This is a genomic window from Streptococcus nakanonensis, assembly GCF_059738785.1.
The window spans coordinates 1,986,398-2,011,027 of record NZ_AP027139.1 but is presented as its reverse complement, the minus strand read 5'-3'; the positions used below and the strand labels follow the sequence as shown (position 1 = coordinate 2,011,027).

Annotated in this window: 26 protein-coding genes; 15 read left to right on the top strand and 11 right to left on the bottom strand. The window is 38.2% G+C overall.

The window, feature by feature from the left end; translation table 11 throughout:
• Positions 1 to 337 precede the first annotated feature (337 nt).
• Together AC6I9F_RS09625 and AC6I9F_RS09620 are read left to right on the top strand one after the other, a co-directional pair.
• Positions 338 to 1,267 (top strand): ABC transporter permease, encoded by a 930-nt coding sequence (locus AC6I9F_RS09625; RefSeq protein ID WP_007284784.1) that lies wholly within the window; start codon positions 338 to 340, stop codon positions 1,265 to 1,267.
• Positions 1,268 to 1,280: 13 nt separating this feature from the next.
• Positions 1,281 to 2,204 carry a carbohydrate ABC transporter permease gene (locus tag AC6I9F_RS09620; RefSeq protein ID WP_000818348.1) on the top strand — a complete coding sequence of 308 codons (924 nt, stop codon included), beginning with the start codon at positions 1,281 to 1,283 and terminating at the stop codon, positions 2,202 to 2,204.
• A 72-nt stretch (positions 2,205 to 2,276) separates the two neighbouring features.
• On the opposite strand, the gene AC6I9F_RS09615 is transcribed toward AC6I9F_RS09620, so the two are convergent.
• Positions 2,277 to 2,447 (bottom strand): hypothetical protein, encoded by a 171-nt coding sequence (locus AC6I9F_RS09615; protein WP_254867338.1) that lies wholly within the window; start codon positions 2,445 to 2,447, stop codon positions 2,277 to 2,279.
• Positions 2,448 to 2,505: 58 nt separating this feature from the next.
• On the opposite strand from AC6I9F_RS09615, the gene AC6I9F_RS09610 reads away from it, so the two are divergent.
• Positions 2,506 to 3,984 (top strand): ABC transporter substrate-binding protein, encoded by a 1,479-nt coding sequence (locus tag AC6I9F_RS09610; protein WP_498021951.1) that lies wholly within the window; start codon positions 2,506 to 2,508, stop codon positions 3,982 to 3,984.
• 145 nt (positions 3,985 to 4,129) lie between these two features.
• Here AC6I9F_RS09610 and AC6I9F_RS09605 read toward each other — a convergent pair whose 3' ends face one another.
• On the bottom strand, positions 4,130 to 4,516 hold the full coding sequence (locus AC6I9F_RS09605; RefSeq protein WP_498021949.1) for a hypothetical protein: 387 nt from the start codon (positions 4,514 to 4,516) through the stop codon (positions 4,130 to 4,132).
• A 183-nt stretch (positions 4,517 to 4,699) separates the two neighbouring features.
• Between AC6I9F_RS09605 and AC6I9F_RS09600 the strand changes: the two genes are divergently transcribed.
• The 3 genes from AC6I9F_RS09600 to AC6I9F_RS09590 are packed head-to-tail and all read left to right on the top strand — an operon-like array spanning position 4,700 to position 7,131.
• On the top strand, positions 4,700 to 5,047 hold the full coding sequence (locus AC6I9F_RS09600) for a LytTR family DNA-binding domain-containing protein (RefSeq protein WP_112444768.1): 348 nt from the start codon (positions 4,700 to 4,702) through the stop codon (positions 5,045 to 5,047).
• Positions 5,044 to 5,793, top strand: a complete 750-nt coding sequence (locus AC6I9F_RS09595) for a response regulator transcription factor (RefSeq protein WP_262080016.1) — start codon at positions 5,044 to 5,046, stop codon at positions 5,791 to 5,793. Before AC6I9F_RS09600 ends, AC6I9F_RS09595 begins: the two co-directional genes overlap by 4 nt.
• Positions 5,794 to 5,796: 3 nt before the next feature.
• On the top strand, positions 5,797 to 7,131 hold the full coding sequence (locus tag AC6I9F_RS09590) for a sensor histidine kinase (RefSeq protein WP_498021947.1): 1,335 nt from the start codon (positions 5,797 to 5,799) through the stop codon (positions 7,129 to 7,131).
• 106 nt (positions 7,132 to 7,237) lie between these two features.
• Here the strand turns inward: AC6I9F_RS09590 and blpC are convergent, their stop codons facing one another.
• Genes blpC through blpA form a run of 3 tightly spaced genes read right to left on the bottom strand, consistent with a single transcriptional unit; the run spans position 7,238 to position 10,960 of the window.
• Complete coding sequence (gene blpC, locus AC6I9F_RS09585) at positions 7,238 to 7,378, bottom strand: quorum-sensing system pheromone BlpC (protein WP_173213192.1); 141 nt, start codon at positions 7,376 to 7,378, stop codon at positions 7,238 to 7,240.
• Between the two features lie 56 nt (positions 7,379 to 7,434).
• Entirely contained in the window at positions 7,435 to 8,796 is a 1,362-nt protein-coding gene (gene blpB, locus AC6I9F_RS09580; protein WP_173228651.1) for a peptide export ABC transport accessory protein BlpB, read from the bottom strand.
• 10 nt (positions 8,797 to 8,806) lie between these two features.
• Positions 8,807 to 10,960, bottom strand: a complete 2,154-nt coding sequence (gene blpA, locus AC6I9F_RS09575; protein WP_498021944.1) for a peptide cleavage/export ABC transporter BlpA — start codon at positions 10,958 to 10,960, stop codon at positions 8,807 to 8,809.
• A 309-nt stretch (positions 10,961 to 11,269) separates the two neighbouring features.
• On the opposite strand from blpA, the gene AC6I9F_RS09570 reads away from it, so the two are divergent.
• The 7 genes from AC6I9F_RS09570 (at position 11,270) to AC6I9F_RS09540 (ending at position 16,478) form a co-directional block, all read left to right on the top strand.
• Entirely contained in the window at positions 11,270 to 11,497 is a 228-nt protein-coding gene (locus AC6I9F_RS09570; protein WP_164226314.1) for a Blp family class II bacteriocin, read from the top strand.
• A gap of 51 nt (positions 11,498 to 11,548) precedes the next feature.
• Entirely contained in the window at positions 11,549 to 11,923 is a 375-nt protein-coding gene (locus tag AC6I9F_RS09565; protein WP_173213199.1) for an immunity protein, read from the top strand.
• Between the two features lie 5 nt (positions 11,924 to 11,928).
• Positions 11,929 to 12,147 carry a hypothetical protein gene (locus AC6I9F_RS09560; protein ID WP_173213201.1) on the top strand — a complete coding sequence of 73 codons (219 nt, stop codon included), beginning with the start codon at positions 11,929 to 11,931 and terminating at the stop codon, positions 12,145 to 12,147.
• 79 nt (positions 12,148 to 12,226) lie between these two features.
• Positions 12,227 to 12,475: an immunity protein BlpZ gene (gene blpZ / locus AC6I9F_RS09555; protein WP_112444786.1), complete on the top strand. Its 249-nt coding sequence runs from the start codon at positions 12,227 to 12,229 to the stop codon at positions 12,473 to 12,475.
• Positions 12,476 to 13,014: 539 nt separating this feature from the next.
• On the top strand, positions 13,015 to 14,208 hold the full coding sequence (locus tag AC6I9F_RS09550) for an L-lactate MFS transporter (protein ID WP_166730974.1): 1,194 nt from the start codon (positions 13,015 to 13,017) through the stop codon (positions 14,206 to 14,208).
• A 195-nt stretch (positions 14,209 to 14,403) separates the two neighbouring features.
• Positions 14,404 to 15,390, top strand: a complete 987-nt coding sequence (gene trhO, locus AC6I9F_RS09545; RefSeq protein ID WP_173220065.1) for an oxygen-dependent tRNA uridine(34) hydroxylase TrhO — start codon at positions 14,404 to 14,406, stop codon at positions 15,388 to 15,390.
• A 227-nt stretch (positions 15,391 to 15,617) separates the two neighbouring features.
• Positions 15,618 to 16,478, top strand: a complete 861-nt coding sequence (locus AC6I9F_RS09540) for a DUF4299 family protein (protein WP_173228647.1) — start codon at positions 15,618 to 15,620, stop codon at positions 16,476 to 16,478.
• A 223-nt stretch (positions 16,479 to 16,701) separates the two neighbouring features.
• Here AC6I9F_RS09540 and AC6I9F_RS09535 read toward each other — a convergent pair whose 3' ends face one another.
• The 5 genes from AC6I9F_RS09535 to AC6I9F_RS09515 all read right to left on the bottom strand — a co-directional run bounded on the left by AC6I9F_RS09535 (position 16,702) and on the right by AC6I9F_RS09515 (position 20,946).
• Entirely contained in the window at positions 16,702 to 17,766 is a 1,065-nt protein-coding gene (locus AC6I9F_RS09535; protein WP_498021940.1) for a DUF6574 domain-containing protein, read from the bottom strand.
• A gap of 61 nt (positions 17,767 to 17,827) precedes the next feature.
• The gene (locus tag AC6I9F_RS09530; protein ID WP_498021938.1) at positions 17,828 to 18,742 is read right to left on the bottom strand and encodes a DUF4097 domain-containing protein; all 915 of its coding nucleotides are present in this window, start codon (positions 18,740 to 18,742) and stop codon (positions 17,828 to 17,830) included.
• The gene (locus AC6I9F_RS09525; protein ID WP_000198700.1) at positions 18,735 to 19,328 is read right to left on the bottom strand and encodes a DUF1700 domain-containing protein; all 594 of its coding nucleotides are present in this window, start codon (positions 19,326 to 19,328) and stop codon (positions 18,735 to 18,737) included. Before AC6I9F_RS09525 ends, AC6I9F_RS09530 begins: the two co-directional genes overlap by 8 nt.
• On the bottom strand, positions 19,315 to 19,641 hold the full coding sequence (locus AC6I9F_RS09520; protein WP_000273855.1) for a PadR family transcriptional regulator: 327 nt from the start codon (positions 19,639 to 19,641) through the stop codon (positions 19,315 to 19,317). Before AC6I9F_RS09520 ends, AC6I9F_RS09525 begins: the two co-directional genes overlap by 14 nt.
• 138 nt (positions 19,642 to 19,779) lie before the next feature.
• Positions 19,780 to 20,946: a CynX/NimT family MFS transporter gene (locus tag AC6I9F_RS09515; protein WP_125454325.1), complete on the bottom strand. Its 1,167-nt coding sequence runs from the start codon at positions 20,944 to 20,946 to the stop codon at positions 19,780 to 19,782.
• A 154-nt stretch (positions 20,947 to 21,100) separates the two neighbouring features.
• On the opposite strand from AC6I9F_RS09515, the gene AC6I9F_RS09510 reads away from it, so the two are divergent.
• Together AC6I9F_RS09510 and AC6I9F_RS09505 are read left to right on the top strand one after the other, a co-directional pair.
• Positions 21,101 to 21,931 (top strand): glycosyltransferase, encoded by an 831-nt coding sequence (locus AC6I9F_RS09510; RefSeq protein WP_498021936.1) that lies wholly within the window; start codon positions 21,101 to 21,103, stop codon positions 21,929 to 21,931.
• A gap of 85 nt (positions 21,932 to 22,016) precedes the next feature.
• The gene (locus tag AC6I9F_RS09505) at positions 22,017 to 23,867 is read left to right on the top strand and encodes a polysaccharide biosynthesis protein (protein ID WP_498021935.1); all 1,851 of its coding nucleotides are present in this window, start codon (positions 22,017 to 22,019) and stop codon (positions 23,865 to 23,867) included.
• Positions 23,868 to 23,981: 114 nt separating this feature from the next.
• On the opposite strand, the gene AC6I9F_RS09500 is transcribed toward AC6I9F_RS09505, so the two are convergent.
• Positions 23,982 to 24,614, bottom strand: a complete 633-nt coding sequence (locus AC6I9F_RS09500; RefSeq protein ID WP_498021933.1) for an HAD family hydrolase — start codon at positions 24,612 to 24,614, stop codon at positions 23,982 to 23,984.
• Between the last annotated feature and the right edge of the window lie 16 nt (positions 24,615 to 24,630).

Sequence of the window (24,630 nt, the reverse complement as noted above, 5' to 3'; positions counted from 1 at the left end):
GAAAAACGCCTATGGTCAAAAGTCTATGGAACTTGATAATAGGCTTTTTTCTAAGAATAGTGGGCTTCATTGCTCCTAAAATTTAGTTTGAGAGACTAGCACAGGATAACAGAGTGACGCCATCACGGTGCAAATAGAGATAAAATAAACAATTGATTTAGGACATTTGTTTGATAGTGGTGATAAAGTTTTAAATCCGCTACATAATTTGTGGAGTTTTTTCTATAATTAGGAGTTTAACCTAATCTGCAAATTGGAGTATACTAATAATGTAATCGTTATCAAAAGTCTAAAAAGGAATTTTTAGATGGATATCAAAATAAAAAGGGAGGAAATTATGAATAAGTTTTCAAAAACCTTGAGAGACAACTGGATCTTTCTCTTGATGGTTTTGCCAGGGGCACTCTGGTTGATTCTATTCTTCTACATTCCAGTATTTGGGAACGTGGTCGCCTTCAAAGACTACCACATGACCAGTAATGGTTTCATAGATAGTATCATAAATAGTAAATGGGTCGGACTCGATAATTTCAGATTCTTATTTAGTTCAAGAGACGCCTTTATTATCACACGAAATACGGTCCTCTACAATCTTGGATTCATCTTTCTAGGTTTAGTTGTGTCTGTAGGGATTGCCATTATCCTCAGTGAACTCCGTTCCAAGAGAATGGTGAAGATTTTCCAAACTTCTATGTTGTTCCCTTACTTCTTGTCTTGGGTTATCATCAGTTTCTTTACAGATGCCTTCCTAAATATTGATAAAGGGGTGTTCAATCATTTATTGGAAAGTCTTGGTCTAAAAGAAGTCAACTTCTACGCTGATTTGGGAATCTGGCCTTATCTCCTACTTTTCCTAGGTATTTGGAAAGGTTTTGGATATAGCAGTGTCATGTACTATGCGACAATCATGGGAATTGATCCAACCTACTACGAAGCAGCGACAGTGGACGGAGCCAGCAAATGGCAACGCATTCGCAATGTCACCATTCCGCAGTTGACACCGCTGGTAACCGTATTGACCATCCTTGCAGTCGGAAATATCTTCCGTGCAGACTTCGGTCTTTTCTACCAAATCCCTCACAATGCTGGTCAGCTCTATAACGTAACCAACGTTTTGGATGTATATGTATATAATGGTCTGACCCAGACAGCGGATATCGGGATGGCTTCAGCAGCAGGTCTCTACCAATCAGTAGTCGGATTGATTCTGGTGGTTCTATCAAACTTACTTGCAAGACGAGTTGATCCAAACTCAGCTTTGTTCTAGAAAGGAGGAGAATATGGCAGAAAAGAAAATTAAAAAAGAAAAAATTGATAATGTCGGCATTCACTCCTTCAGTAAGAAAGCAGATATCTTCTTCAGTATCATTTCGGGTTTGATTGCCCTCTCTTGTATCCTACCCTTCGTATTCGTTATCATTATTTCAGTGACGGACGAGAAAAGCCTCCTCCAATACGGCTACAGCTTCTTCCCATCCCAATTTGGATTAGACGGTTTTGAGTTCTTGGCACAGTTTAAGGATAAAATCTTACAAGCCCTCTTCATTTCTGTCTTTGTAACCGTAGTTGGGACATTTACAAATGTCTTTATCACAACAACCTATGCCTACGCTATTTCACGGACAACCTTTAAGTATCGCAGATTCTTTACCATCTTCGTTCTGCTCAGTATGTTGTTCAACGCTGGTTTGGTACCAGGTTATATCATGGTGACCCGTGTGCTTCAGCTTGGGGATACTGTTTGGGCCTTGATTGTTCCAATGCTTCTCTCACCATTTAACATCATCTTGATGCGTTCCTTCTTCAAGAAGACCATTCCAGAAGCCATTCTTGAATCCGCTCGTATCGATGGTGCCAGTGAAGCCCGGATTTTCTTCCAAATCTGTTTGCCATTGTCACTACCAGGTATCGCAACCATCACGCTTTTGACAGCTCTTGGTTTCTGGAATGACTGGTTCAACGCCCTTCTTTACATCAAGAGTGACAACTTGTATCCATTGCAATATTTGCTCATGCAAATCCAACAAAATATGGACTACATTGCCAAAGCGGTCGGCTTGACTGGTCAACTGGGAGTTGCTCTACCGAAAGAAACAGGTCGTATGGCCATGGTTGTGGTTGCAACCCTTCCAATCGCGATTCTATATCCATTCTTCCAACGCTACTTTGTAAAAGGTTTGACTATCGGTGGTGTGAAAGAATAGTGCTTATTGAGAAAGAACATTTCTCAGTTCCCAACTTCCCTTGTGTGAAGTTAATACTCTTCGAAAATCTCTTCAAACCGCGTCAACGTCGCCTTGCCGTAGGTATAGGTAACTGACTTCGTCAGTCTTATCTACAACCTCAAAACTGTGTTTTGAGCTGACTTCGTCAGTTCTATCTGCAACCTCAAAACAGTGTTTTGAGCAACCTGCGGCTAGTTTCCTAGTTTGCTCTTTGATTTTCATTGAGTATAAGATCATTACATTGTTTATAAGTTTAAAAATAAAAAAAGGAGTTTTTATCATGAAAAACTGGAAAAAATATGCTTTTGCATCTGCTAGTGTAGTCGCTTTGGCTGCAGGTCTTGCTGCTTGTGGAAATTTGACAGGTAACAGCAAAAAAGCTGCTGATTCAGGTGACAAACCTGTTATCAAAATGTACCAAATCGGTGACAAACCAGACAACTTGGATGAATTGTTAGCAAATGCCAACAAAATCATCGAAGAAAAAGTTGGTGCCAAATTGGATATCCAATACCTTGGCTGGGGTGACTATGGTAAGAAAATGTCAGTTATCACATCATCTGGTGAAAACTATGATATTGCCTTTGCAGATAACTACATTGTAAATGCTCAAAAAGGTGCTTACGCTGACTTGACAGAATTGTACAAAAAAGAAGGTAAAGATCTTTACAAAGCACTTGACCCAGCTTACATCAAGGGTAATACTGTAAACGGTAAAATTTACGCTGTTCCAGTTGCAGCCAACGTTGCATCATCTCAAAACTTTGCCTTCAACGGAACTCTCCTTGCCAAATATGGTATCGATATTTCAGGTGTTACTTCTTACGAAACTCTTGAGCCAGTCTTGAAACAAATCAAAGAAAAAGCTCCAGACGTAGTACCATTTGCAGCTACTAAGAACTTCATCCCTTCTGAGAACTTTGACTACCCAGTAGCAAACGGTCTCCCATTCGTTATCGACCTTGAAGGGGATACTACTAAGATTGTAAACCGTTATGACGTTCCTCGTTTCAAAGAACACTTAAAGACTCTTCACAAATTCTATGAAGCTGGCTACATTCCAAAAGACGTCGCAACAAGTGACACTACATTTGACCTTCAACAAGATACTTGGTTCGTTCGTGAAGAAACAGTAGGACCAGCTGACTACGGTAACAGCTTGCTTTCACGTGTTGCCAACAAAGATATCCAAATCAAATCATTCACTAACTTCATCAAGAAAAACCAAACAACACAAGTTGCTAACTTTGTCATCTCAAACAACTCTAAGAACAAAGAAAAATCAATGGAAGTGTTGAACCTCTTGAATACGAACCCAGAACTCTTGAACGGTCTTGTTTACGGTCCAGAAGGCAAGAACTGGGAAAAAATTGAAGGTAAAGAAAACCGTGTTCGCGTTCTTGATGGCTACAAAGGAAACACTCACATGGGTGGATGGAACACTGGTAACAACTGGATCCTTTACATCAACGAAAACGTTACAGACCAACAAATCGAAAATTCTAAGAAAGAATTGGCAGAAGCTAAAGAATCTCCAGCGCTTGGATTTATCTTTAATACTGACAATGTGAAATCTGAAATCTCAGCTATTTCTAACACAATGCAACAATTTGATACAGCTATCAACACTGGTACTGTAGACCCAGATAAAGCGATTCCAGAATTGATGGAAAAATTGAAATCTGAAGGTGCCTACGAAAAAGTATTGAACGAAATGCAAAAACAATACGATGAATTCTTGAAAAACAAAAAATCATAAGATCAATTGATTTCGTGTATTCATTCCTAACTCCTAAAATAAGAATCACTGCTTTCCTCAGGTTGGTCTGAGGAGGGCAGTGATTTTTTGAAAGTTTTTGAAGCCATGTATGCTGAGGAAATGTATAAAGGCTACCAAACCTAATTTATTTCAGGTTGTTATAAATACCATCTAAATATGAGTGAATTTCTTGTCGTATAGATTGTAAAGAATGATTTCTAGCTGTATCAATGACACCGAATATTCTGTAATGACTACGGAAAAGTTTGTCATAATCAATGTAACTTCCTATGATAATAATGTGGGCAAATTCAGAACGGAGTCGTATATCTTCTATATAAGAATACATTGTATCTGAAGATAAAAACATTGATTTTATGATAAAATAGGTAGTAGTGTTATAGGAATAGATGATACGCCTAGAAGCTATAATTCTCGTTTTTGTTGATAAGTTTTCTTTAATATAAGAATTGATGTCACTTGTGATGATATATCCTAATAATGAAAAATGTAGAATTTGAATTGTATCCATATTTCTCCTCTTGCTCTATCATATCAAAAACATCCGATAGAAGATGTCGAAATCTTAGATTGTATAACTGTTAGCATGAAATGTTGAAAAATAACCATTTATGATAACTCAGATACCTTTTAAGATTTTTCCCATCATAGGATACTAGTTTTGATATGATATAGGAGAGTAAGGAGGAAAAATATGCAAGAATATATTTTAAGCCAAGGCAGAGCAGTTGTTAAAGTGCCTCATTCTAAGGTTTACTATGTGACAACACATCCTACGAAGGCACATGCTGTTATTTTTATTACAGCTGATGGAGTATTTGAGAAGTATATGAGCCTAGCTAGAGTTGAGGAAATGAGTCTGGGGAAATTGTTCAGGTGTCATAGAAAGTTTCTTGTTAACTTATCCAAAGTAATAGGATTGAAGTATGAAACGAAGACCATTTTATTTATGGATGAAAGAGTATCGGATATTATCTGCTCTAGAAGATATTTTAAAACTGTAAAAGAAAGATGGTTAAATACTAAAGGAGACGAGAAATGAATATCTTTATATTAGAGGATGATTTTATACAGCAGACTAGGATGGAAAATCTGGTGTATGATATTTTAGAGAAGAATTGTTGGGAAGTAAAGCACTGTGGTGTTTATGGTAAACCGAATCAATTGTTAGAAGATATGATGGAACGTGGAGGTCATCAACTTTTCTTTTTGGATATTGAAATTAAAAACGATGTTAGAAAAGGGTTAGATATTGCTTTGGAAATCAGAGATAGAGATCCAAATGCAGTCATTGTTTTTGTAACAACTCATTCAGAATTTATGCCTGTTAGTTTTCAATATCAAGTATCAGCTTTAGATTTTATTGATAAGGAATTACCTGAAAGCTCTTTTAAGGAACGTGTGGAAAAGGCAATCGCTTATGTTCACAAGAATAAACATCAACTAATGACTGAAGATTCTTTTGTGTTTACAAATTCTAAAGCACTCGTTCAGGTTCCATTTTCGGATTTGCTTTATATAGAAACGTCAATGATTCCTCATAAGCTAGTTCTTTATTCTATGAGAGAAAGAATAGAGTTTTACGGTAAAATTTCTGATATATTGAAGCAAGAACCAAGATTGGTTCAGTGTCATCGCTCTTTTATTGTGAATCCTTATAATATCTCTTCAATAGATAAGGAAGAAAAACTAGTCTATTTGAAGAACGGGTCAAGTTGCCTAGTATCTAGGTTAAAAATGAGGGAATTGCTGAATATAGTTAAAGATTTACATGATAGTAAGGAGTAGTAAATGTCTTTTGTGTTAGTATCTTTGAATTTTTACATACTTTTATTTCTTCATGCAAAAATTTATGGCTATCAATTGACTATAAAGAGATCTTTAGAGTTATTGCTTTTCTATTTTTTATTAGAGTTTTTACTTTTAATCTTGATTAAGACGTTCTATATCCCTGTTGTTATTACAGTACTAGATTATCCCATCTTTTTTATTATCTACACATTTTTGTTGGATAAAAAGAAGTACAGTCTGATATTGACACTTTTTTATGCTCTGTTTCCTATCACATTTTGGTCGATTATCTATGATTTCTTTGTTGATTTTATTATTCCTAATTTTGCTAGTTTAACAGACATATATGTTTATTACGATGCCACAATTTTCTCGATTTTAGCAAGTCTCCTATCTTTGCTTATAATAAAAGTTTTTCAGTATGATTTTAGCTATCTAAGAAGTAAAGTGTTGGATAAACATTTAGCTCAAATAATGAGGATTGCTAATGCTGCAATGTTGGGTTATTTTATCTTGGTTCCTTTTATTGGTTATATTAAAAAAATCTTGAACTTATCTATAAATCATTATCAAGGAGCTATAACTGCAATCTATTTCTTTTTATTTATCTATTTTGTCAATATACTGGATAGAAATGTACGTGAGGAATTGCAAAAAGATTTAGTACTTCAAAAAGAGATTCAACTTCAAAATCTTAAGAGCTATAGTAAACAAGTAGAAGGACTTTATCAAGAGGTTAGAAGCTTTAGGCATGATTATGCAAATATCTTAACAAGTTTAAAGATAGGAATAGACCGAAAAGATATTGATTTAGTTGCTCAAATTTATGACAGTGTCTTGAAAGACTCAGGGAAAAATTTAAAAGATACAAAATTTGATGTAGTGAGATTGAGAAATATAGAGGATTTATCCTTGAAGAGTTTATTAATCTCAAAATTATCCGAGGCTCAGAGTTTACTAGTGCCAGTTTCTTTGGAAATAGAAAAACCAATTACTATCAAAAAGATTGAGGAAATTGATTTTTTAACAGTTGTTTCTATATTGTTAGATAACGCGATAGAGGCCGCTGCAAGCGCCACTGTCGAGGAACCTCTAAGTGTTTGTTTTTTTGAAGATATTAGAAGTAATAAGCAAGTTTTAATTATCCAAAATCCGACCCTAGATAGAGAGATTGATGTTACAAAAATATTTGAGAGAGGAATGTCGTCTAAAGGGCAGAATAGAGGAGTTGGTTTGTCTAATGTTAATAGTATTTTGACAAAATACCCAAATATCATTCTAAAAACTACAAGTTCTAATTTTAGATTTAAACAAGTCTTAGATATAGAAGTATAGGTGGGGATGGGTGACTTGTATCTTCTATAATCTTTTCATGATAAAACGCATAGTATCAGTCATTTTGAAATCTGATATTATGCGTTTTTATAATTCTATAGATTTTTTATGGTTTGAAAGTAGTCCGTAATTTTAATGGTGTTGTTATAGTTTCATATAGCTCTTCCCACAATCCTCCACCTGTAATTTGGTTGAGTTCGGTAGTTGTTAGTTCTTGAAATGAGGTTAGGTTTTGATTCTTATCCATGTTATGATTCTCCTTTTTGATAAGATAATAAATAGTTATAGAGTGTTATCTGAAAATTAATCAGAATGGGTTAAAATTTTATCTTTGAAATAATCAAAATATGTTTTCTTTGCAGTTACACTAGTGACGCGACCTTGTAAGCCATATTGGATGAGTTTACTATCCTCATTAGATAGTTTTGCAAGAGCGGTTAATTTAAAGAGATTTCCTTGCTCTGTTCTGGTAGGAGTTTGATCAATTGTCTGAAGTTGGCCGATGATGGTAATGCCGTGATTTCCAATTTTCTCCAGTTTTAATCTTACAGTTTGTCCTTTATCTAGTAGAGGTAGATAGTCAGAAGATACGTAGTAAGTGATTAGTACTTCTCTTGTATCTGTGATGACAGGGAATATTTGAGCAATTTCTGTACCAGTTGGAATTCTATTTTTACCTTCAAATTCACTGTTTAAGTGAATGATACCTTTACTTGGGGTGGTTAAGGTATTGTTTTCTAAGCGCTGCGTTGCTTGATCTAGTTGTACTTTTAATTCTGTTAATTGATTCTCCACGGTTAGTTGTTGCTGTGAGGCTGTTTGTAAAAATTGAGTACGGAGTACTTCAATTTTGGTTGCTAAACTATTGTCATAAGTTGCTACACTTCCGATACCAGCTTGCTGAATTTTGAGGCTTGCGATAGATGATTCAAGACCTGCAATACTTTGATTAATTTGAGATAAAAATGGCTCCTCTGCAGTTCCTTGTGTTTGTCCTTGTGAGGCTACAAGATAACGATTCAAAATTGACTGGTGCGGATTGCCAGTTGGTAAGCGTGCTCTGTTATTTATGATAGCATCTCTCAGCTCTTGATATTCTCCAATTTGTTGTTGAACTTTTGAAATTTCTTGTTCAATAGCTGATGAACTGCTATTGGCAAGATTGGCTTGATTTGAAACTTCGGTGTTAGTCTTTGAGATACCTAGCTCAATATCATGAGCTTGTTTAGTAAAATTCATAAAGGTATTATGGTAGCCAAATTCATCCTCGCCAGAAAAAAGATCAGTTGCTTTTTCTAAGCTTTGTTTCAAAATTCCAAGTCCTTCTTTTTGCTTCTCAAGTCTTTGTAATTGAGTTTCTAAGGCAGTTTTCTGACTTTCTTCCATTGTTTCAGAGTATTTGATGAGTAAGTCCCCTTTTTCAACTACTTGATTTGCCACTAAATGATTAGCAAGGATAGGATTATCACTGGTTGACTGAATGGATGCAATGACACTTGTAGGAGCGATTTCTCCTTGGGAAGTAACAGTAATTTCTTTTGTGGCAACAAGGGAGAAAATCAAGATGAAAGTAAGTAGTAATGAAAGAGGTATAATTAACACTGTCGCATAGTTATGGTAACGTCTCTGATAAAACTCGACGCTTCTAAAAAGATTAGGATTCATGACATTCTCCTTATTTATTGAATAGATGATGGTAGAAGCCTTGCGCCTGCATTAACTCTTGGTGACTACCAACTTCAATGATTTTCCCCTGGTCAAGAACAATGACACGGTTAGTTCGTTCGGCTATACTGAGACGATGGGCTACAAAGAGAATGGTTTTATCAGTTAGGGACATAAGATTATCTATAACTTTTTTCTCAGTCAAGACATCAAGACCGCTAGTGGCTTCGTCTAGTATTAAAACAGGAGATTTAGTTAAAAGAGCACGAGCGAGGGCTATTCGTTGCTTTTGTCCTCCTGATAGACCAGCTCCATCAGAGAGCTGAGTTTGATAGCCCATAGGCATTCTTTCAATGTCTTGACGGATTTCAGCTAATTCACAAGCTTTTAGAATATCTTCTTGGCTAATCATATGATTACCGCCCAAGGTTAAATTTTCCAAGATAGAGCCATTAAAGATATAGGCTTGTTGGGGTAGGTAATTAATATGACGGCGCAAGACTTTCTTATCAATGTTTTTAATATCCTGATGATTGATGGAAATATGTCCTTTGTAGGGTTCAAAGAAATTGACAATCATTTTGGCTAAAGTTGTTTTACCAGAACCACTAACTCCAACTAGGCTAATCTTATCTCCTTGTTTAATCGTGAGATTAATATCTGTTAAGGTATCTCGTCCAAAACCATACTTATAAGAAAGGTCATCAAATTCAATATCGCCCATCAAAAAATGTGAATGAACAGGGTTTTCTGGGGCTTGGAATTCAGATTCGACTAGATAGACTTCGTTCAAACGGTTATTAGCGACCTTCGCAGATTGGAGTTTGGTTTGGAGGTTGATAATATTTTCCATAGGAGTTGTAAAGTAAGAAAGAAGTGTGTTAAAGGTAATCAGCTGACCGATAGAAATTTTACTCGACATGACTAATTGAGCGCCAAACCATAGGATAAGGATATTCAGAACTAATTTTGTTCCCTGCTTTAAACTCGTTTGTAAAATAGAATATTTACTGAGCTTAAAGGATTTTTCCAAATAATCTACAAATTCGCTGTCTATATTTTGATAGCGATTTTCTTCACTCGTGAGCGACTTGATAGTTTCAATCCCGTTGATATCTTCGATAATGGCAGAACTAACCATAGAATTACTTTGCATGACATCATAGTTCATTTTTTCAAAAGGCTTCATAAAAGAAAAGATGATGACCATGTATATAGGAATGGAAATAAGAGAAAGAAGGAAGAGATTAGGGTTTTGTGCCAGTAAGACGCCTCCTACAAGAATCAGAATAGAAACATCCAGAAAAAGAGAAAGAATGGTAGAAGCCAAGGCATCTATAATAGAGTTAGCGTCTGTGAACCGTGAAATGATTTCTCCTGTACGACGTGTCGCAAAGAAAGACATAGGAAGTTCAAAAATATGGCGAATATAGGACAAAATTACATCAATACTTAATCTTTGACTCAGAACAGTTAGGAGATAATCTCTGGAGAAGCTCATGACTTGTTGGAGGATATAGGTGATAACCAGACCAACTGAGATGATTCCTAAAGTTGATTTCATCTGATTTGGAATGTATTCATCCAAGATTCCTTGGAGATAATAAGAACCACCTATATTGATAATCGTGACCAATAAGCTTGAGAGAACAATGTAAGCAATGAGAGATTTTTGCTTGAAAATCAGAGGAAGGAAGCTTAGTAGATCATTCTTTTTATCTTTATGGGGTTGATAGCTGGGTTTGGGAGCTAGAAAAATAGCTACTCCAGTCCATTCAGAGAAAAAGCGTTCTTTTGACATTTTAGTGATTTTTACAGAAGGGTCAGGATCACCAATAATCAGATAGTCTTTCTTTGTTTGATAGACAACATAGTAATGTTGGAGTTTTCCTTCTTTGTTAACGTGAACGATAAATGGATAGGGGACATCACTCATGTCAAAGAGCGTTTTATCTGCTTGAACAGGTCTTGTTTCAAAGCCCATTTCATCAGCGGCTTTTACAATGCCAAGGGCAGTCGTTCCTTCTTTATTGGTCTTTGCAAGTTCTCTCAAGTGAGCTAGAGAAAAATCTGAACCATAGAATTTAGCAATCGAGGCTAAGGCAGCAACACCGCAGTCTCTAGCATCTATTTGAGGAACAAATGTACGTTTATAAGAAGTCATTGGCAATTCCTTTCATATAGTAGATAGGTATATTATGCCAAACTTTACTAAAAAACTTCTTGCTAAATCGTAAACGGTATTTATATTGTCATGAACAGTAATTTTTATTAAGTAAGATGAACCATTGATTTTTATAGTTGACGATAGTATATATTAGTTTTGGTCTTTGATAAAATTTATGAAAAACATTTCGTGATGAAAAAAAGACATTTTATGATTTTAAAGAAATGATATCAGTTAATTATGATATATTGATGTTGTTAAGGTTGCAACAAGACAAAAATTAAAAATAAAAAGGAGGTATTCATCATGAATACAAAAACAATGTCACAATTTTCTGTTATGGATAATGAAATGCTTGCTCGTGTTGAAGGTGGAGATAAAGTAGGGGCTGGAGAAGTTGTTCAAGCATTAGGAATTTGTACAATAGGAGGTGCAGCTCTGGGGAGTGTTATCCCAGTTGTGGGAACTCTTGCCGGCGGGGTTTTAGGAGCACAGTTTTGTACAGCGGCTTGGGGAGCTTTTAGAGCAAGTTAAACTTTTAGCGATATAGTAGATTGGAAATAGTAGTAAAAGGAGGTGATTTATATGAAATACAGATTATTTCTTATTATTTTCTTGAGTAGTGTTTTGGATATTCTTTTAGGTACATTTTTGAAAATCTCGAATGTATCGATTGGGTGGATTGTTCTCTACAGTGGCTTATTTGAAGCAGGAGTTTTCCTTCTTGCTAATAAAGGTTTGGCGGTAAAAATCAAGGAATCAGACATTCAAAAACGCTTTAAATTTATTTTTGGAAAAACGTTATGGTTTCAAATTCTTTTGCTCATCTTTTTGGCGGTAAAACTTTATCTTGGTTTGGATGAGAGACTGATTTTACTTTATGGAAATATTTTCATTGTCTTTAATGCCTTAGTTTATCTTTTGTCTACTAGCCAAATTAATTTAACAAAGAAAGTGTGAAAAGAATGGAACAATCAGTAAATAATTTTATCATTTTATCCGATGAAAAATTAACAATGATAACAGCTGGTGATAAACAACTTGCAGACAGATTTTTAAGTGGAGTAGGTGGTGCAGTTGAGGGGCTTTCGCTTTGTGCACAGACAATCCCCTTCCCAACTCCGCAGATTTATTTAATTTGTGCAGCTGGTGGGGCGGCAGCTTCAGTTTTATGGCCACATTAGAGGATTTAGTTAGGATATAGAATTATTAATCTGGGTATCTCTTTGCGCTTATACTCTCTATACTGTATAGGAACGTATCATGTATAAACACTTATTTTTTCCATATTCAAAAATCTTAGACTGGTTGACACCCTATATTCTAGTCTTGGCTTCTGACACCATTGCATTTAATGTTTTTGTGCTAACCTTTGTATCTGTAGTGGTTTTTTCTTTCCTGAATCCCATGCTAGCTTTTATAGCTATATTCTTAGGGGCTGGCTATGTTGTCGGATTTTGGTTATTAAAATGGTTTGTTTTAGAGAGATTGGAGGTAAAGGATGACTTGTAGGAAGGTGTACTTAGTGTTTAAGTGGTTATCTTTATGGTCGTTTTCAATAAAGATTATACCTTGTTTTTGATTTTTAGTATAGTAACGTCAAATGTAGTTCCTTACATTCAATTCCTAACTCCTAAAATAAGAATCACTGCTTTCCTCAGGTTGGTCTGGGGGAGGCAGTGATTTTTTACCTTATTTAGATAATTATCCGAATTAGATGATGCAAACAATATTAAAATGATAACAGGTGATTAAAATATTAAAATTTCTTATATCTTTATTAATTTTTATTAAGTAGATTTTTAGAATAAAGTAGCTTATAATAAGAGTACAATGAAAGCGCTTAACATTGTGAAAATTCATCTTGTTCTGATTTAAGAGATCTATAGATACAAATTTTTAAGCAGTCGTATATAGATGTATATCATTTACATAGTTCTATATACTTAAAAATTTATACAATGATCAATTTAAACGAGGTAGGTGAAAAAATGATAAAAGTTGTTCTTTATTCTTTTTAGGAACAAGAAATTTTACATGAGGTTATTCAAATGAAAAAAACACCCAATCGATGGTTAATTTTGGCAGCAGCCATTTTAACGAATCTATCTCTAGGTGCTGGTTACGCCTGGTCAGTCTTTCAAAAGGCGCTGCTAGAAACCAATTCTAGTCAAGGATGGGTTCAAGCCCAAACTTCTTTGGCCTTTAGTATTTCTTTTGCAATGGTACCTGTTGGTATGATTATTTTCGGTCCTAAGGTTGATTCAGCAGGACCTAAGAAATTTGTATTCCTAGGTGGTATTCTCTTCGGTGCTGGTATGTTTGCTACTGGATTTGCTACTTCTCTTCCAGTCCTGTACCTCACTTATGGGGTTGTCCTAGGACTTGGTATTGGTTCAGCTTATGGAGCATCTACTTCAGTTGCCACTAAGTGGTTCCCAGATAAAAAAGGTTTAGCTGGTGGTTTGACAGCAGCAGGTTTCGGGTTAGGCCCACTCATTATCGGTCCAGTTGCCAAAGCTTTGATTGCTTCTATGGGTGTTTACTCAACATTCAAAGTATTAGGTATCATTCTTCTAATTGTTATTTGTACTTCTTCATTGGTAATGGAGAAAGCTCCTGCAGCAGCGCCGGCATCTGGAACAGCTCAACCAGAAGGTAAAACTTACAAAGAAATGCTTCGTGATGGAAATTACTGGCTTCTATGGTTGATTTACGTTCTTGGTGCTACTGGTGGAATGATGATTATCGGTACTGCAGCATCAATTTCTGACCAGTATAAACTTGTAGGAGAAGCTACACTCTTTGTTATGCTGGTATCTATCGCTAATACATTTGGTCGTATCTTCTGGGGTACGGTATCTGATAAGATTGGTCGCTATCCTACCGTTATTGCCATGTTTGGAGCGGTTGCTACTGGTTTGTTGCTCACAGCCTTATTCAAAGGTCCTGGAAGCATCTTGGCCATCCTTGGAATTATGATGGTTGCCTTGTCATTTGGAGGCTTCCTCGGTTCATTCCCAGGAATTACTGCTGAAAACTGGGGAGTTACATACGTAGGGACAAACTATGGATGGATGTTTACTGCTTATGGCGTAGCTGCTATTGCTGGTCCTCAGTTAGGAGCACGTCTTGCACAGGCAAACCAAGGAGATTATACAATGGCCTTCTTTATCGTTATCGGCATGGCTATCCTTGGTATTTTACTCCAACTGTTCTATATGGCTAAAGCTAAAAAAGTTTAAAAATGAATCCTTGGAAAATCCAAGGATTTTTTAAAATATGATTGATACTAAGTGTAGTGTACAAGAAATTTTTTTCTAAATTGAAATATAGCAATTTCCAGTCAAATAAATTGCATTCGTTTTCTCAAGCAGGTATACTGGTATGGATAAATAAAAAATTTAGAAAATTTAAGAATAGAAAAGAGAACAAATCTTATGGCAAAAGATATTCGTGTCTTACTTTACTACCTTTATACTCCAATTGAAAATGCAGAGCAATTTGCTGCAGACCACTTGGATTTCTGTAAATCGATCGGCCTTAAAGGCCGTATCCTAGTCGCTGACGAGGGAATTAACGGAACAGTTTCAGGTGATTATGAAACAACTCAAAAATACATGGACTACGTTCACAGCCTCCCAGGTATGGAAGACCTCTGGTTCAAGATTGACGAAGAAAATGAACAAGCCTTCAAGAAGATGTTTGTTCGCTACAAGAAAGAAATTGTCCACCTTGGTTTGGAAGACAACGACTTTGACAATGACATCAACCCACTTGAAACAACAGGTGCTTACTTGTCTCCAAAAGAGTTCAAAGAAGCGCTTCTTGATAAAGATACCGTTGTCCTTGACACACGTAACGATTATGAGTACGACCTAGGACATTTCCGTGGGGCTATCCGCCCAGACATCCGCAACTTCCGTGAGTTGCCACAGTGGGTCCGTGATAACAAGGAAAAATTCATGGACAAGCGTGTCGTGGTTTACTGTACAGGTGGCGTTCGCTGTGAAAAATTCTCAGGTTGGATGGTCCGTGAAGGTTACAAAGATGTTGGCCAATTGCACGGAGGAATCGCAACTTACGGTAAAGACCCAGAAGTTCAAGGTGAGCTTTGGGATGGAAAAATGTACGTCTTTGACGAGCGTATCGCCGTTGATGTCAACCATGTCAACCCAACCATCGTAGGGAAAGACTGGTTTGATGGAACACCATGTGAACGTTATGTCAACTGTGGAAATCCCTTCTGTAACCGTCGTATCTTGACATCAGAAGAAAATGAAGACAAGTACCTTCGTGGATGCTCACACGAGTGCCGTGTTCACCCACGTAACCGCTATGTTTCAGAACATGAATTGACACAAGCTGAAGTGATTGAGCGCCTAGCCGCTATCGGTGAAAGCTTGGATCAAGCAGCTACTGTATAAGATCAAACAGTCCTCAGGGGCTGTTTTTCTATGCTTTGTACTCAAAAATCTAATACTCAATGAAAATCAAAGAGCAAACTAGGAAGCTAGCCGCAGGCTGTACTTGAGTACGGCAAGGCGAAGCTGACGCGGTTTGAATTTGATTTTCGAAGAGTATAAAGTTTGTTTTTGTATCTTTCAGAAAAATAAGGTATACTATATGTAAACGATTTCAAAGGAGCCCAGTTATGGCGAAAACATTTTTTATTCCAAATAAACAGAGCATTTTAGGAGAACAGGAGATTTTGACTGCCAAGTCGATCTTGGCCTTGCTAGACGGTTTGGAGTCGCATAGTTATGATGCTGTCTATCTCCGTCAGCCTCTTAACCGTCTCGAGTATATCGAATGTGCGATAGTGGGGAAATCGCAATTTCTTTTTAAGGTCAGTTATGCTGATGATCAAAAGGCATATCGTGTCGATCTTCCTGACCTACTCACGAAGACAGACTGGCAGATTATCAAGTCATTTTTAGATGCTCTGCTTGCTTATACAGGAACTGAGATTGAAGGGCTAGATGGTTTTGATTTTGAAGCTTATTTTCAAGCAAGTATTCAAGCCCATTTGGCAGACACTGGAGCGCGCTTTACGATTTGCCAAGGAATTTTTAATCCTGTTTTCTTTAGTCATGAGGATTTGAAAAGCTTTTTAGGGGAAGATGGTTTGGCACAGTTTGAAGCGCGTGTGCGTGCAGTTCAAGAGACCGATGCCTACTTTGCGAGAGTTTCCTTCTATCAGGATGGAGAAGGAAAAGTGCATGGCGTTTACCATCTAGCTCAAGGAGTCAAGACTGTTTTACCGAGAGAGCCATTTGTTCCTGTAGCCTATATGGAGCAATTGGTGGATAAGGAAGTCAAGTGGGAGATTGACTTGGTTCAAATCACAGGAGATGGCTCTAAACCAGAAAACTATGAAGCCATTGCCCGCTTGGACTATGCAAAATTCCTAGAGTCACTACCATCAGCATCTTACCACCAACTAGATGCCAATCAATTAGAAGTGCAACCCATCTTAGACAAAGATTTTAAAACATTAACACAAGAAGAGTAAAGCAGAAGCAGGTCAATTGACTTGCTTTTTTGGCATAGAAAAATCCTGCCATGAAAGACAGGATTGCTACTCAATGAAAATCAAAGAGCAAACTAGGAAGCTAGCCGCAGGCTGCTCAAAACACTGTTTTGAGGTTGTAGATAAGACTGACAAAGTCAGGAACATATATCTACGGTAAGGCGAAGCTGACGTGGTTTGAAGAGATTTTCGAAGAGTATGAAGTTTAAAGAAGGGCCAAGATACGAAGATAATCTCCAATCAGTGCGACTTCAGCTACAAAGAAGAGGAGGATAATGACTCCGTTCACAAGGACAGACAAGAATAACTGATAGAAGGAGTCGGTTTCACTTGCTTGACTTGGTCTTGTAATGATATGGAGGCTAGCAAGTAGAATGATTCCAACGCTAATCACACACAAGAGGGCTGTAAATCGTAGGCTGTCAAAGAAGGCAAAGAAACTAGCAATAGCAGTGAGGAAGATTGGAATTGCTAAGAGTTGACTATATTGTTGGAGAACCTTTTCTAGCGTCCAGTCCTTTTCTTGGTAGATAAATCGTCTCACGACGAAACTACCCAAGAGGAATGAAAAGAAGAAGAGTGTTGTTGCTACTAGGATAGAGATAATCGAAAAGAGATTCAATGAAGCAAATTGTTCAGGGAAGTGATTATGCATAGTTGCTATATGTCCATAGTAAGCATGTTTGATGTGGTAGATACTAAAGAAAAAGGAAGATGCAGAAAACAGAATGAGCAAGAGGAAGGCTGTGTAGCTGTGTGTGCTACTTGTTTCAAGCTTGCTTGTAGGAGATTTGAGAGCCTCTACTAGCCAAGACCAAAAATCAAGTACTTGCTCTTTCCATTTATCCGTCGATTTTGGAGCTTGGTCAGGGATATAAGGACTTTCTAAGGATTGACTGATAAGAAGGGGCTCTTTCGTGGTTGTTTTTTGCTGAGGAAGTGCTTCTTGACTCTCTTCAGCTATAGTGACTTTTTCTGTTTCCCCAGAAAGATCTTGCTCTTCTTCAGTAGAATCTAATGCTTTCTTTTCTTCTATTTCTGTTCTCGCTTCACTGTCTTCAGGAGCTTCAATTTTCTCTTCTTGCTGGCTTTCCAGTTCGACTTTAGCTTGAGAGACTTCCTCCTCTACTTGAGTATTTTTTTCAATTGGTGTATCGAGATCGGCTATCGTTTCTTCAGCCTTGTCTGCAACATCTTGGGCTTGCTCTTCAGGTTTGTTCTTGCTTGTTGTTTTTACAAAATCATTACTTTCAAACCATTCTTGTTTCATGGTAGAACCTCCTTTTAGTTAGATAAATATGTTTCCATAGTAGCAGATGTAAGCGTTTTTGTCAACGTCTGCTTGGTGTGGATATTAGTTCAATATCATCATCAGATCTAGCAATGAGTTGATCCTTGACATCGGTTTTTTCAGTTTTGTAAGGGTTGCTTAATTCCGTGCCTCTTGATTTAGGCTTTTCTCTTGTGAATTGGTGGATAGAACCATAGTTGCTTGAGATGTCCCAGTTAATTCGTTGGCTCTCTTTCTGGTCTAGGATGATTCTGAGATAATATTTGGCAGTCAGTTCAACCCTACCATGGACTTGGATATTTTCAGCGTGGAAGTGATGTTCCGTTGACTCTAGCTGACTATCTGTAAGGTCTGTATCAAAGATATTGATGATATTTGGTGTTTTGAATTTGCTGTTTTTGATACGGCTTCCTTCAATTCGGAGGAGATAGGCATTATTGGTATTGAGGGTCGCATTTTCAAGGCTGGCATTGGTGATACTGGTTTGACCGTGATTTGCTGAGATGTTGATTCCTTTTAGAGTTCTCCCTTTTGGTAATTGGAGAATAACTTCTTCAAAACGACGAGAGTAGCTGCTTGCGATATGGAGAATCCCGCCAATTCCAGAAGAGAGAAATGGACTTTCAGACAGTTTCTTATCAGTGAGGCTCAGCGTTTTATCGTTCTGATTTGTGATAAGATCATGGTGAGCAGAAAGAGATGGATGGTAAGAAATGTGGATTTGATCATCGAAAGAGTCTGTGATGGTCAGTGCGTGTTGATGGAGAGTAATCTCTAGGTTTTCGACTTCCTTGCCAAAGGTCAACTCTTCCATCCGACTATCATAGACAGGCTCCTTGGACATGGCAAGCAGACTCTTAATCCCGTCAGATTGGATCCCTACAAAGAGCAGGATAAAGCCGATAATGGTAGTCACCACACCAAAAATGAGAAATCCTTTTGTCAATTTACGCATGCTGGTCACCTCTTTTTCCTTTTTTGAGAACAAATTGTACCAGGCGAACAATGAGTAGGCCGAAGAAGCGGGCTACATAGGAAATACCTAGTAAGACTAGTGAAGAAGCACCGATGGCTAGTAAACCAGAGCCGAAAATCAAGATAAAGGCTGATTTAGCTTGGGCTAGGACAGTGAAACTTTCAACTAAAAATAGGAATCCGCCGATGATACCAAGTATGGAAACCGCAAAGAAAGCCAAGATGACAGTCAAGGCTGCCACAAGGATTGCGAACAGGGACACGAGGATGGCGATTCCCAGAGGAATACCGATAGGGGCTGCAAGGAGAGCTAACAAGGCGATATGCAAAATTTGTCGGTTATTTTTTTGAGCGGGTGCTTCATTGATTTTTTTATCGAGAAGATTGGAGAGAACTTCGTGGGCCGCTTCTTTAGGAGTTCCCAAGCTAGCGATGAGTTCTTCTTCTCCTTCGACTCCAGCATCGTCAAAGAGTTCTCTGAAATAGTCCATGGCTTCAATTTGGTCAGCCTGAGGCAGTTTTTTGAGATAAAGTTCTAGCTGAGTCAGGTATTCAGTTCTTGTCATGGCGGATACTCCCTTCTATGATGCCATTGATGGTGTCTGTATAGAGTGTCCATTCATCTTTTAGGGTCAAGAGCTGTTCTATACCACCATTTGTCAAGGAGTAGTATTTGCGCATGCGACCTTGGAACTCTCTAGAATAGGTTGTCAGAAAGCTATTGCCTTCCAATTTTTTGAGAATGGGATAGAGTGTGGATTCTTTGATATTGGCGATGAGCTTAATGGTTTGGCTAATCTCATAACCATAAGAATCCCCTTTTTCCAGTACGGCCAAGATGAGAAATTCAATCAAGGCAGAGGATGTTGGAAAGTACATGGGAAACCTCCTTTTCTAATGTGTAAGATTTTTATATATAATTTTTCTACACATACATTGTACATCTAAAAGAAAGCCCTGTCAAGAGAAATGTGTAAAATTTTTATATATAAAAAACTTCTAGGAAAAACTAGAAGTTTAAAGGATTTTATCAGCTCTGTCCACTGTAAAGAGGGCCACAGTCATCAGGATATCGACGAGTAAGAGGGCAGCTACAGCTGGCACCCAAGAGTGGAAAAGGTCAAAACTGTAACCAAAGAGGGTTGGCCCAAAGGCTGCTAGGATATAGCCTCCTGTTTGAGATAAGCCAGACAATTGGGCAGTCTTTTCAGGGGCGCTTGTCTTGAGTGAAAAGTTGACCATGAGATAAGGGAAGAGGGCGCTGGTTGCGGTTCCGATGAGGAGATGGATGGCAAGCCAGTAAAAGAAATTACCGATTGGGAAAAAGAGCATGGAAATACCGACCACACCAGCTAGTGAAACCAGAGTGAGCATGAGCTGACGGTTGCGAGTAGACAAGCTGGTTGTCAGGCTTGGGATAGTCATTGAAAAAGGAATGCTAATCAGAGAGAAGATAGAAGTCAGCAAGCCAGCTTCGTGACTAGATAGGCCTGCATGGATGGCCATGGTAGGTAGCCAGGTCATAGCTGTGTAAAAGAGCAAGGATTGAAAACCTGCAAAGACAATCACTGCCCAGACCTGTTTATTATGCATGACCTTTGCTTTGCTTTTTTGTTTTGTTTGTGGAGCCAGTCTGTGATTATAGCGGTGATTAGGCAGCCAGACCAAAAAAGTTGCTAGACAGAGCAGGGTGAGGAGGATGATAAGTCCTTTCCAAGAACTGGCTTGTGTAATAGGCACAGCCAGATAGGAGGCTAGAGCCGTTGCAATCCCCATAGAGGTTACATATAAGGTGGTCAGAAAACCAATCTTCTTTGGTTGATTGGCTTGGATAAGACTAGGAAGCAGAACATTGATGACTGCGATACTTGCCCCAACCATCAAGGTTCCTAGATAGAGCAGGGGCAGATTGATTAGTCGAATGAGAGAACCGATAGTCAAGAAGAAGAGGCTGTAGGTAAAGAGATGCTCTAAGCCGATTTTCTGAGCCAGTCGGGTAGAAAAGAGCGAGAAGAGGGTAAACATGAGGAGAGGAAGACTAGTTAGGACACCAAGCGAACTAACTTCTACTCCCAGCCCTTGCGAAATATCTCCCAAAATAATGGGTAAAACAGTAAAAGGAGTCCGCAAGGAAACACCAATCAGGATAATACCTGGAACAAAAAAGAGTGATTGCTTTTTCATATAATACCTCTTCTAACTGATTTTAATAACAGCTTATTTTAAGGTTTTTTCCCTATAATGTCAAGTAAGGTTTCTGGCTTTCAAGATAAAAATGGGAAAGTCTTGAAAATTATGATAAAATAGTGGAAGGAAATCTATACATTGGAGAAAAACTGTGTCTGAAAAGCAAAAAATCAGCGTATTGATGTCGGTCTATATCAAGGAAAATCCGACATTTTTAAAGGATGCTATTGAGAGTGTTCAAAATCAGACCCTGAAACCGAGCGAATTGGTTCTGGTTGAAGATGGGCCTTTGACTCCTGAGCTCTATCAGGTATTAGACCAGCTTGAAGCTGAGTCTGATATTCCAGTGAAACGCTATCCTCTTGAGCAGAATCAAGGTTTGGGTCTGGCTCTTCGACAGGGTGTTTTGCAGTGTCAGTATGATATTATCGCTCGTATGGATACGGATGATATAGCTGTTCCAGATCGTTTTGAGAAACAGGTTCAGTTAATGGAGAAGGACAAGCTCGACCTATTAGGTGGACATATTGCAGAGTTTATTGATAATCCTGATGAGATTGTTTCTTACCGTCGTGTTCCGACTCAACATGCAGATATTGTGGCTTATCAAAGGATGAGAAGTGCCTTTAACCACATGACTGTCATGTTCAAGAAGGAAATGGTTCTCAAGGCAGGCAATTATGAAGATGGGCTTTATATGGAAGATGACCTCCTCTGGCTTAATATGATTGCTGCAGGAGCCAAGACTGGAAATCTGGATCAAATCTTGTGTCAGGTTCGTGTCGGAGCAGGGATGTTTGAGCGTCGTGGGGGACTGCGTTACCTCAAACTCTATCGTCAAGCTCGTCAGCGCATGCTGAAGAGAGGGCAAATTTCTTACATGGAGTATGCCAAGAGTGTTGCCATTCAGATGGTTGTTGCTCTTTGTCCAGGATTTGTCAGACAGTTTATTTTTATGAAACTGTTACGAAAAAGCAATTAAAAGATTGTAGTAAATCGTAAACTGGATAAAAAGTGTTATAATAACAATATAAATATCCAGCTCTTTTAAGGAGGAGTAGATTGACATGAATAAAAAACTAACAGATTATGTGATTGATCTGGTGGAAATTTTAAATAAACAACAAAAGCAGGTTTTCTGGGGAATATTTGATATTTTCAGTATGGTGGTTTCCATCATTGTATCTTATATTTTATTCTACGGCTTGATTAATCCAGCACCTGTTGACTACATTATCTATACGAGTTTGGCCTTCCTGTTCTATCAATTGATGATTGGATTTTGGGGCTTGAATGCTAGTATTAGTCGTTACAGCAAGATTACGGACTTTATGAAAATCTTTTTTGGTGTGACTGCGAGCAGCGTCTTGTCATATAGTATCTGCTATGCCTTCTTGCCACTCTTTTCAATCCGTTTCATCATTCTCTTTATCTTGTTGAGTACCTTCTTGATTTTATTGCCACGGATTACTTGGCAGTTAATCTACTCTAGACGCAAAAAAGGAAGTGGCGATGGAGAACACCGTCGAACCTTCTTGATTGGTGCTGGTGATGGTGGGGCCCTCTTTATGGATAGTTACCAACATCCAACCAGTGATTTGGAACTTGTTGGTATTTTGGATAAGGATGCGAAGAAAAAGGGACAAAAACTTGGTGGGATTCCTGTTTTGGGTTCATATGATGAATTGCCTGAATTAGCTAAACGCCATCAAATCGAGCGTGTCATTGTTGCGATTCCGTCGCTTGATCCATCAGAATATGAGCGTATCCTGCAGATGTGTAATAAGCTGGGTGTCAAATGTTACAAGATGCCTAAAGTTGAAACTGTTGTTCAAGGCCTTCACCAAGCAGCTACTGGCTTCCAAAAAATTGATATCACAGACCTTTTGGGCCGTCAGGAAATTCGTCTTGACGAATCGCGTCTGGGCGTAGAACTTACTGGAAAAACAATCTTGGTTACAGGGGCTGGTGGCTCAATCGGTTCTGAAATCTGTCGCCAAGTTAGTCGTTTCAATCCTGAACGCATCGTCTTGCTCGGTCATGGGGAAAATTCAATCTACCTTGTTTATCATGAATTGATTCGTAAGTTCCAAGGGATTGATTATGTACCTGTGATTGCGGACATTCAAGACTATGACCGTCTCTTGCAAGTTTTTGAGCAGTACAAACCAGCTATTGTTTATCATGCGGCAGCCCACAAGCATGTTCCTATGATGGAGCGCAATCCAAAAGAAGCCTTCAAAAACAATATTCGTGGAACTTACAATGTTGCTAAGGCTGTTGATGAAGCCAAAGTACCTAAGATGGTTATGATTTCGACAGATAAGGCGGTTAATCCACCAAATGTTATGGGAGCAACCAAGCGCGTGGCTGAGTTGATTGTCACAGGCTTTAACCAACGTAGCCAATCAACCTACTGTGCAGTTCGTTTTGGGAATGTTCTTGGTAGCCGTGGTAGTGTTATTCCAGTCTTTGAACGTCAGATTGCTGAAGGTGGTCCTGTGACGGTCACAGACTTCCGCATGACCCGTTACTTTATGACTATTCCAGAAGCTAGCCGTCTGGTTATCCATGCTGGTGCTTATGCCAAGGATGGGGAAGTCTTTATCCTTGATATGGGCAAACCAGTCAAGATTTATGACTTGGCCAAAAAAATGGTCCTTCTAAGTGGACATACCGAAAGCGAAATTCCAATTGTTGAAGTTGGAATCCGTCCAGGTGAAAAACTCTACGAAGAACTCTTGGTATCAACCGAACTTGTTGATAACCAAGTTATGGATAAGATTTTCGTTGGTAAGGTCAATGTCATGCCTCTAGAAGCAATCGACCAAAAAATTGAAGAGTTCCGTACTCTCAGTGGAGATGAGTTGAAGCAAGCCATTATCGCCTTTGCTAATCAAACAACCCACGTTGAATAAAAAAAAGCAAAACGCATATTATCAGGACTTTAAAAGTGGTCTTGATAATATGCGTTTTGTTATGTATAGATTTACTTCATTTTCTTCTGAAATGGGGTTGTCGCCCTGTCTATGTTATTGAAAATACCCCAAAACTTCTATGGGTTTGTGGGCGATATAATCAGGCTGATAGTTGAGCAAATCTGCTTGCTCTCCAAATCCCCAAGTGACGGCTAATTTCTGAATACCTGTTTCTTGAGCTCCAAGCATATCAAACTTGGTATCTCCGATGATGATGGCTTGTTCCGGTGCTAGTTGATGTGTCTGCAAGGCTTGGCGAATGACATCTGCCTTATGGGGTGCTTCAGGGCTGGAACCATAAATGCCATCAAAGAAATGATGGATTCCCAAGTTTTTAGTCATATCTTGAGCAGTTGGAGTATTTTTTGTCGTGGTGATATAAAGAGAGTAATTCTTGGATAGTTCTTGAAGTAATTCTACAATCTGAGGAAAGAGTTGAGCTTCATAGATGCCTTTTTCCTTGTAGTAAGATCGGTATATCTGCACAGCCTCAGAAATTTGTTCTTTAGGCAGGCAGGTCGCAAAACTACTTTCAAGAGGCGGCCCCATAAAACCACGAATAGTTTTGGCATCAGGGCTAGGCCCCCCCAGCTCCTTAAAGGTATGGGTAAAAGCATTGTGAATCCCGATAGAACTATCAACGAGGGTTCCGTCCAGATCGAAAAAGATAGCTGAGATAGAGGTCATGGTTTCTCCTATTTGA